General features: G+C 69.8%; 8 protein-coding genes. 6 read left to right on the forward strand and 2 right to left on the reverse strand.

The features are described from left to right. The 4 genes from VN520_RS03950 to VN520_RS03965 all read left to right on the forward strand — a co-directional run. Positions 1 to 443 (forward strand): helix-turn-helix domain-containing protein (locus VN520_RS03950; protein WP_325745427.1); only part of this gene is annotated, 443 nt, incomplete at its 5' end. Positions 444 to 641: 198 nt separating this feature from the next. Then, entirely contained in the window at positions 642 to 905 is a 264-nt protein-coding gene (locus tag VN520_RS03955; protein WP_325745428.1) for a hypothetical protein, read from the forward strand. A 72-nt stretch (positions 906 to 977) separates the two neighbouring features. Further along, a complete protein-coding gene (locus VN520_RS03960; RefSeq protein ID WP_325745429.1) occupies positions 978 to 1,451 on the forward strand; it encodes an SCP2 sterol-binding domain-containing protein in 474 nt (157 codons plus the stop codon). A gap of 3 nt (positions 1,452 to 1,454) precedes the next feature. Next, entirely contained in the window at positions 1,455 to 2,669 is a 1,215-nt protein-coding gene (locus VN520_RS03965) for an acyl-CoA dehydrogenase family protein (RefSeq protein ID WP_325745430.1), read from the forward strand. A gap of 42 nt (positions 2,670 to 2,711) precedes the next feature. Here VN520_RS03965 and VN520_RS03970 read toward each other — a convergent pair whose 3' ends face one another. Next, positions 2,712 to 3,938, reverse strand: a complete 1,227-nt coding sequence (locus tag VN520_RS03970; protein WP_325745431.1) for a cytochrome P450 — start codon at positions 3,936 to 3,938, stop codon at positions 2,712 to 2,714. A 105-nt stretch (positions 3,939 to 4,043) separates the two neighbouring features. On the opposite strand from VN520_RS03970, the gene VN520_RS03975 reads away from it, so the two are divergent. Both VN520_RS03975 and VN520_RS03980 read left to right on the forward strand, forming a co-directional pair. Continuing rightward, positions 4,044 to 4,880 carry a hypothetical protein gene (locus VN520_RS03975; protein ID WP_325745432.1) on the forward strand — a complete coding sequence of 279 codons (837 nt, stop codon included), beginning with the start codon at positions 4,044 to 4,046 and terminating at the stop codon, positions 4,878 to 4,880. Positions 4,881 to 4,936: 56 nt separating this feature from the next. Next, positions 4,937 to 7,012, forward strand: coding sequence for an MDR family MFS transporter (locus tag VN520_RS03980; protein ID WP_325745433.1), 2,076 nt, complete (start codon positions 4,937 to 4,939; stop codon positions 7,010 to 7,012). A gap of 76 nt (positions 7,013 to 7,088) precedes the next feature. Here VN520_RS03980 and VN520_RS03985 read toward each other — a convergent pair whose 3' ends face one another. Next, positions 7,089 to 7,478 carry a YchJ family protein gene (locus VN520_RS03985; protein ID WP_325745434.1) on the reverse strand — a complete coding sequence of 130 codons (390 nt, stop codon included), beginning with the start codon at positions 7,476 to 7,478 and terminating at the stop codon, positions 7,089 to 7,091. Positions 7,479 to 7,496 lie beyond the last annotated feature (18 nt).

Here is a 7,496-nt window from a genome sequence, read left to right on the forward strand (position 1 = left end):
CGGCGATCGGGCTGACCGTGCCGACGGCGCTCGCCGCCGACTCGGTCCGCTGGGCCCGGCGTGTCCTCGAACTGGTCGACGCGGGTGTCATCGACGACGCTCCCGTCATCCGCTGCGAGGACCACCTCGTCACGCTGTGGCTCCTCTCCGACCCCGCCCTCCTCGACCAGCTCGCCGAGCGTGAACTGGCAGCCGTCTCCGGCATCAGCGCCACACGGCGCGAGCGGCTGATCGAGACGCTGCGGATCTGGCTCGACACCCGGGGCACCGCCGCCCAGATGGGCGAGCTGCTGGATGTCCACCCGCAGACGGTCCGTTACCGGATGCGGAGCCTGGAGGCCATCTTCGGTGAGCAGCTCACCGATCCCGAGAGCCGCTTCTCGACCGAAGCCGTGCTGCGCGCCCTGCAGTTACGGTCCCGGAGCGGCCAGTCCCTCAACTGAGGGCACATCACACACAGCGCACATAGTCAACTTACTGCCAGGTAACGCGAAATAGACGGTCAGTCCCAAACGGTTGCAACACGGAGACGTTCTCAACGAGAAACCAGGAACTGCGTCCCGTTACATAGGGAGGAGCGGCGGCCCACCGGCTGCCGCGGAGCTCCACCTCCTGGCCAGCCATCCGAGAGGGAACCCCCCATGACCGCCTCGCACCTCCTCGTCCCCGTGCCGATCCCCGACCGGGTCGCCGCGCTGATCGGCTCCTGCACCCCGCCGCACATCCTGCAGGCGGAGTTCGACGCCGACTGCGCCGCCCGCGAGGTGCGCAGGTTCCGGGGGCCGAGGCTCGGCATCGAGGACCAGGCCGACCGCGAACAGGCGCTGTCCGAGCTGGCGTGGGCCAACAAGGTGCTCTCCGCCCACCACCCCCATCTCGCGGTGCGTCCCGGCGGCGCCTGGTGACGCTTCTTGCGCGGCGACGGCAGCCGCCTTACCTTACCCAGAAGTAAGTTTACTCTGGAGTAAGGATGTGGCGTGTCCGACAACAGCAGCGGCAACCTCACCGATGAACTGTCCGGGCTCGACTTCGCCGCCGTCTCCCCCGAGGAGTTCGCACGGATCGTCAAGGGCCTGTCCGCCAGGCAGCTCGGCGAGGTCATGCACGGTGACCTGCGCACCCGGGTGCTGAGCGAGGTCTTCGGCCGGATGCGGCAGCAGTTCCGCCCGGAAGCGGCCGGGCAGCTGAAGGCCCTGATCCGCTGGAAGATCACCGGAGAGAGCGAGGAGGTCTACGAGACCTCCATAGCCGACGGCGTCTGCACGGTGAGCGCGGGCCGCTCCGGCGCCGAACCCCGCACGACGCTGGTGATGGGCGACGCCGACTTCCTCAAGCTGGTCTCGGGCAACGGCAATCCCGTGACGATGTTCATGATGCGCAAGCTGAAGGTCGCCGGTGACGTCGGCCTGGCCTCGGGCCTGACCCGCTACTTCGACATCCCGAAGGCCTGAGCCATGAGCTTCTTCTCCCTCGCCCTGACCGAGGAACAGCAGGACCTGCGCGACTGGGTGCACGGCTTCGCCGCCCAGGTGGTGCGTCCCGCGGCGGCCGAATGGGACGCCCGCGAGGAGACACCGTGGCCGGTCATCCAGGAGGCGGCCAGGATCGGTCTGTACGGATTCGAGTCGCTCGCCGACATGTACGGCGACCCGAGCGGGCTCTCCCTCCAGATCGCCAACGAGGAGCTCTTCTGGGGCGATGCCGGAATCGGCATGGCCCTCTTCGGCACCTCGCTCGCGGTCGCAGGCATCTTCGCCTCCGGCACGCCCGACCAGCTCGCCGAGTGGGTCCCCCAGTGCTACGGCGACGAGGACGACCCGAAGGTGGCGGCCTTCTGCGTGTCCGAGCCGCAGGCCGGTTCCGACGTCTCGGCGATGACCACGAGGGCCCGTTACGACGAGGCCAGGGACGAATGGGTGCTCCGCGGCCAGAAGGCGTGGATCACGAACGGCGGGATCGCCGGGATCCATGTGGTGGTCGCCTCCGCCGACCCCGCGCTCGGTGCCCGGGGACAGGCCGCGTTCATCGTGCCGCCCGGCACGAAGGGCCTGGAGGCCAGCCGCACCATCAAGAAGCTGGGTCTGCGCGCCTCGCACACCGCGGACGTCTTCCTCGACGACGTACGCGTCCCGGGGCACTGTCTGCTCGGCGGGAAGGAGAAGCTGGACGCCCGGCTCGCCCGCGCCCGTGAGGGCGGCAACGCCAAGGGCCAGGCGGCGATGGCGACCTTCGAGGTCAGCCGCCCGACCGTGGGAGCGCAGGCTCTGGGCATCGCGCGTGCCGCGTACGAGTACGCGCTGGAGTACGCCGGACAGCGCGAGGCGTTCGGCCGGCCCGTCATCGAGAACCAGTCGATCGCCTTCGCCCTCGCGGACATCCGTACGGAGATCGAAGCCGTACGCCTGCTGATCTGGCAGGCCGCGTGGATGGCCCGCAACGACCGGACCTTCGACGCCGGCCAGGGCTCCATGTCCAAGCTCCGCGCGGGTGAGCTCGCCGTCTCCGCGACGGAGAAGGCCGTCCAGATACTCGGCGGCGCGGGATACAGCAGGGAGCACCCGGTGGAGCGGATGTACCGCGACGCGAAGATCTACACGATCTTCGAGGGCACGAGCGAGATCCAGCGCCTGGTCATCGCCCGGGCCATCTCGGGCCGCCACATCCGCTGACACCGCGGGGGCCGGTGCGGGGAGCGCCGCACCGGCCCCCTCTCAGAGGCCCACCGGCGTGAACCGTACGGGGAGCGATGCCGGGCCCCGGGTGAAGACGCCTTCCTCGGCCGGGGTGAATCCGTCGGCGAGCCGGAGGCCCGGCATCGCGTCGAGCAGTTGGTTCACCCCGGTCTCGACCTCGGCCCTGGCCAGCAGCGCGCCCACACAGAAGTGACGGCCCAGCGCGAACGCCAGATGGTCGGCCGCCGCGGAGAACGCCGTGGTGCTGGTCAGGTCGTCACGGAACAGGTCGAAGCGGTCCGGGTCGGCGTAGCGGGCCCCGTCGCGGTTGGCCGAGCCGATCAGACAGGTGACGGTGGCGCCGGCCGGGACGGTGCCGCCCGACAGCTCCACCTCGCCCGCCGTCTGACGCATGATCATGTGGACGGGCGGGGTGTAGCGCAGCGTCTCGGCGAAGGCCCGGTCGATCAGGGACCGGTCCCGCTGGACGGCGGCGAGCTGCTCGGGGTGGGCCAGCAGATTGGCGAAGACCGAGGCGATGGCCTTGTCGGTCGTCTCCCCGCCCGCCGCGAGCAGCAGGCTGCAGAACGCCTTGATGTCCTCGTCGCTCATCGTCACACCGTCGACCTCGGCGGCGCAGAGCGCGGAGAGCAGGTCGTCACCGGGCTGCTCCCTGCGCCGCTGGATGACCGGGATCATGTATGCGGCGAATTCCTGACGGGTGCGCTCCCCGGCCGCCGTGACCGCGGGGTCGCCCGCCAGGTTGCCGAGAAAGGCGATGACCTGGGTGTACCAGCTGTGGAAGCGCTGGTGGTCCGCCCTGTCCAGACCCAGCATGTCGGCGATGACCAGCACGGGGAAGCGGGTCGCGAACGCCTCGACGAGGTCGGCCTCCCCGGTGTGCCGGAAGGCGTCGATGAGCTCGCGGGCGTTGCGCTCGATGACGGGCAGGAACTTCTCCTGGAGGTCCGCGCCGCGGAAGGCCGGGGCCACCAGGGCCCGGCGCACGGCGTGTTCCCGGCCGCTGAGCTGGAGGATCGTGCGGCCGTGGACGGGCTCCAGCTGCCAGTCGTAGTTCCGCGTGGTGAATTCCCGGGCCCGGTCCTTGAAGACGCGTTCGACGTCCTCGTACCGGGAGACGAGATAACTCCCCGTGGCCTCGTGGTGGATCAGCGGGGCGCTCTCACGCATCGTCCGGTAGGCCCCGTAGGGATCGGCGGCGAAGGCGGGCGAGAGAATGTCGGGCGGTGAGGACGCCTGGGACATGTGTGACTCCTGTGGGGCAGAGATCTGGGTGCTTCATGAGTGGAACGGGCAAGGAAACAAAGGCTATTGACCGCCCGCCCGATAGCGAACCCCTTGGGAGTACTCTTGATCGCCGCATCCGACGCGCCACGCCCGTCCGTCCTCTTCGTCACCGATCTCGCCTACGAGGCGCGCGGAAGGCGCTACTGCGACGAGGACATCTTCCTGACCTCCAGGCTGCGCGAGGCCTTCGATGTCGCGCTCTGTCATCCCCGGGACGCGGCGGCGCTGCTGGACGGGTTCGACGCGGTCGTCGTCCGCAACAGCGGCCCGGTCCTGCACTACCAGGAGGCGTACAACGCGTTCCGGGAGCGGGCGCGGCAATCAGGGGCCCGGGTGTACAACACGCTCGACGGCAGCGGCGACATGGCGGGCAAGCAGTATCTGGTCGATCTGAGCCGGGCCGGCTTCCCGGTGATCCCGACCGTGGACCGTGCGGCCGACCTCGGGCTGCTCCCCCGGGCGGCCGGTTATGTGGTCAAGCCCAAGCTGGGCGCGGATTCGGTGGGCCTGCGCCACACCGAGGAACCGGAGCTGCCCGAGGGAGCCGACGGCGCCCTGCTCGTCCAGCCGAGGATCGACTTCCGCTACGAGGTGTCCTTCTACTTCGTCGGCCACGACTTCCAGTACGCCCTCCACGCGCCTCATCCGGACAGGCGCTGGGTGCTCGAACCGTACGTGCCGACCGCTGCGGACCTGGACTTCGCGCGCCGCTTCGTCGAGTGGAACACGCTCACGCACGGTATCCAGCGGGTGGACGCCTGCCGGACCCCGGAGGGCGGCCTTCTGCTGGTCGAGCTGGAGGACCTCAATCCGTATCTGTCGCTCGACCGGGTCCCGGAGGAGGTCCGCGAGGCGTTCGTGACCCGGATGCAGGTGTCCGTACGGGAACTGCTGGCCTGACCCGTCCGGCCCGGCCCGGCATGCGCGGAGCGGGGCCGGGTGTGAGAGTTACGAAGGTGACCACTGCCAGCGAGAACGCCCCCGCCACGCAGAGCGCCGCAGCGCCACCCGTCCTCGACCGCAGACGCCGGAACGTCGTGTTCGCCACCATCGTGATGGGCATTCTGCTCGCCGCGCTGGACCAGACGATCGTGGGGACCGCGCTTCCCACGATCGTCTCGGACCTGGGCGGTGCGGAGCACATGTCGTGGGTGGTGACGGCCTATCTGCTGGCGGAGACCGTGGCGACGGTGCTGGTCGGCAAGTTCGGCGACCTCTTCGGCCGGAAGCTGATCTTCCAGATCTCTGCGGTCATCTTCATCACCGGTTCGTTCCTCTGCGGCCTCGCGTCGAACATGCTGCTGCTGATCATCTGGCGGGGTCTGCAGGGCATCGGCGCGGGCGGGCTCATGGTCACCGCCATGGCTCTGATCGCCGATGTCATCCCGCTGCGCGACCGGGGCAAGTACCAGGGGGCGATCGGCGCGGTCTTCGGCGTCGCCACGGTCGTCGGTCCACTGCTGGGCGGTCTGTTCACCGACCATCTGAGCTGGCGCTGGGCGTTCTACGTCAATGTGCCGATCGCGATCGTGGTGGTCATCGCCGCCGCCCGCACCATCCCTTCCGTGCGCGCGGCCGGACGTCCCGTCATCGACTACCTGGGCATCGCGCTGGTCGCTCTCGGCGCGAGCGCGCTGATCCTGGGGACGAGCTGGGGCGGCAACGAGTACGCCTGGGGCTCGCCGGTCATCATCGGGCTGTTCGCCGGGGGCCTGGTCGCCCTGGCGCTCTTCTGCCTCGTGGAGACGCGGGCGAAGGAGCCGATGCTGCCGATGCGGTTGTTCCGCAATCCGGTGTTCACGGTGTGTTCGGTGCTGAGCTTCATCGTGGGCTTCGCCATGCTCGGCGCGATGATCTACCTGCCGACCTATCTGCAGTACGTCGACGGGGACTCGGCCACCGTGTCCGGGGTGCGGACCCTCCCGCTGGTCGTCGGCCTGCTGGCCGCCTCGATCTTCAGCGGCAACGTGGTGAGCAAGACCGGCCGCTACCGCTTCTTCCCCGTCATCGGTTCTCTCGTGATGGCTGCGGGCCTCTACCTCCTGTCCCGGATGGGGCCGGGCAGCGGGGTCTGGCTGGAGTCGCTGTACATGGTGGTGCTGGGCATCGGCATCGGCCTGTCGATGCAGGTGCTGACGATCGCCGTGCAGAACACGGTCGACTACTCGGACCTGGGCACCGCCACCTCCGGCGTGACGTTCTTCCGTACGCTCGGCAGTTCGTTCGGCACGGCGGTGTTCGGCACGATCTACGCCAACGCCCTGCGGCCGAATCTGACCCAGGGCGTCGAGCAGGCGACGCGGGCGGGCGGCGATCCGGCGTCACTGGCGCGGGCCGCCGAGAGCCCGCAGGCGGTGCACGCCCTGCCCGCGGAACAGACCGCTCCCCTGGCCCAGGCCTACGCGGACACCCTGCACACGGTCTTCCTCTGGACGGTGCCGGTGGCCCTGCTGGGATTCGTCGTCTCGCTCTTCCTGAAACAGGTGAAACTGCGCGACAGCGCCCGGGCGGGCTCGACCGACATGGGCGACGGCTTCGCCCAGCCCAGTACCGGGGACGCCGGGAAGGTGCTCGAATCCTCCGTGGCCAGGATCCTGCACCGGGCCGGCCCCGAGACGTCCCGGCGGATCGTCGCGGAGTCCGACACCCGCCTGGACATGGCAGGTGCCTGGGCCGTGATGCAGGTCGACCTCTTCACCCGGATGGTCGGCCACGCGGGGCTCACACTGATCGCCGTCCGGCACCGGATCCCGCCGGAGGTGCTGGTACCCGTCTTCGACCGGATGGTCCAGGAGGGCTACCTGACCGGGGACGGCCGGGTCTTCACCCATACGGCGGCGGGCAGCCGTGAGGCAGCGGCCATCTCGGAGGCCTGGGGCCGCTGGCTCAACGAACGGCTGGCCGAGGACGGCGCCCGGCCTGATGACCGGCAGCTCCGGGCGGCGGTCGACGTGATCGCCAAACGGCTGCTCGCGGAGGACCTGGCACAAGAGCTTTCGCCGTCGACGGAACGGATCGCCGCTGCGGTCTGAGTCTCCCGTTCACACGCCGCGTCCTCGTTCATGCCCGCATCCCAAGGATCGCGCGGCGCGTCCGTGCAACGGATCTTCAGTCGGCGAAGACCGCCGACTCGTACACCCAGGCGCCCTGCTCGCGGACGAAGCGGCTCTGCTCGTGGAGCGAGCCGGGCCTGCCGTCGTCGGTGTAATGGGCGCGGAAGGTGACCGTGCCCGTGGTGTGGAAGGCACTTCCCTCGGTGGTCGCCAGGATCTCCAGTCCCTCCCAGCGCGTGCCCGGGTCGAAGTCGATGGCCGGCGGGCGGGTCGCCGGGTGCCAGGTGCGCAGCAGGTGTCCGGCGTCCTGGACGACGAAGGCCGCGTACCGCGAGCGCATCAGCGCCTCGCACGTCGGGGCCGCGACCGTACGCGCGTGCAGCCGGCCGCAGCAGTCCCCGTAGGACGCCGGCAGACCGCACGGGCACGGTGTCGCCGAGGTGATCCGCGGGGGGCCCGCCTG

Origin of the sequence: Streptomyces sp. (assembly GCF_035563135.1) — a bacterium.
Taxonomy (GTDB): domain Bacteria; phylum Actinomycetota; class Actinomycetes; order Streptomycetales; family Streptomycetaceae; genus Streptomyces.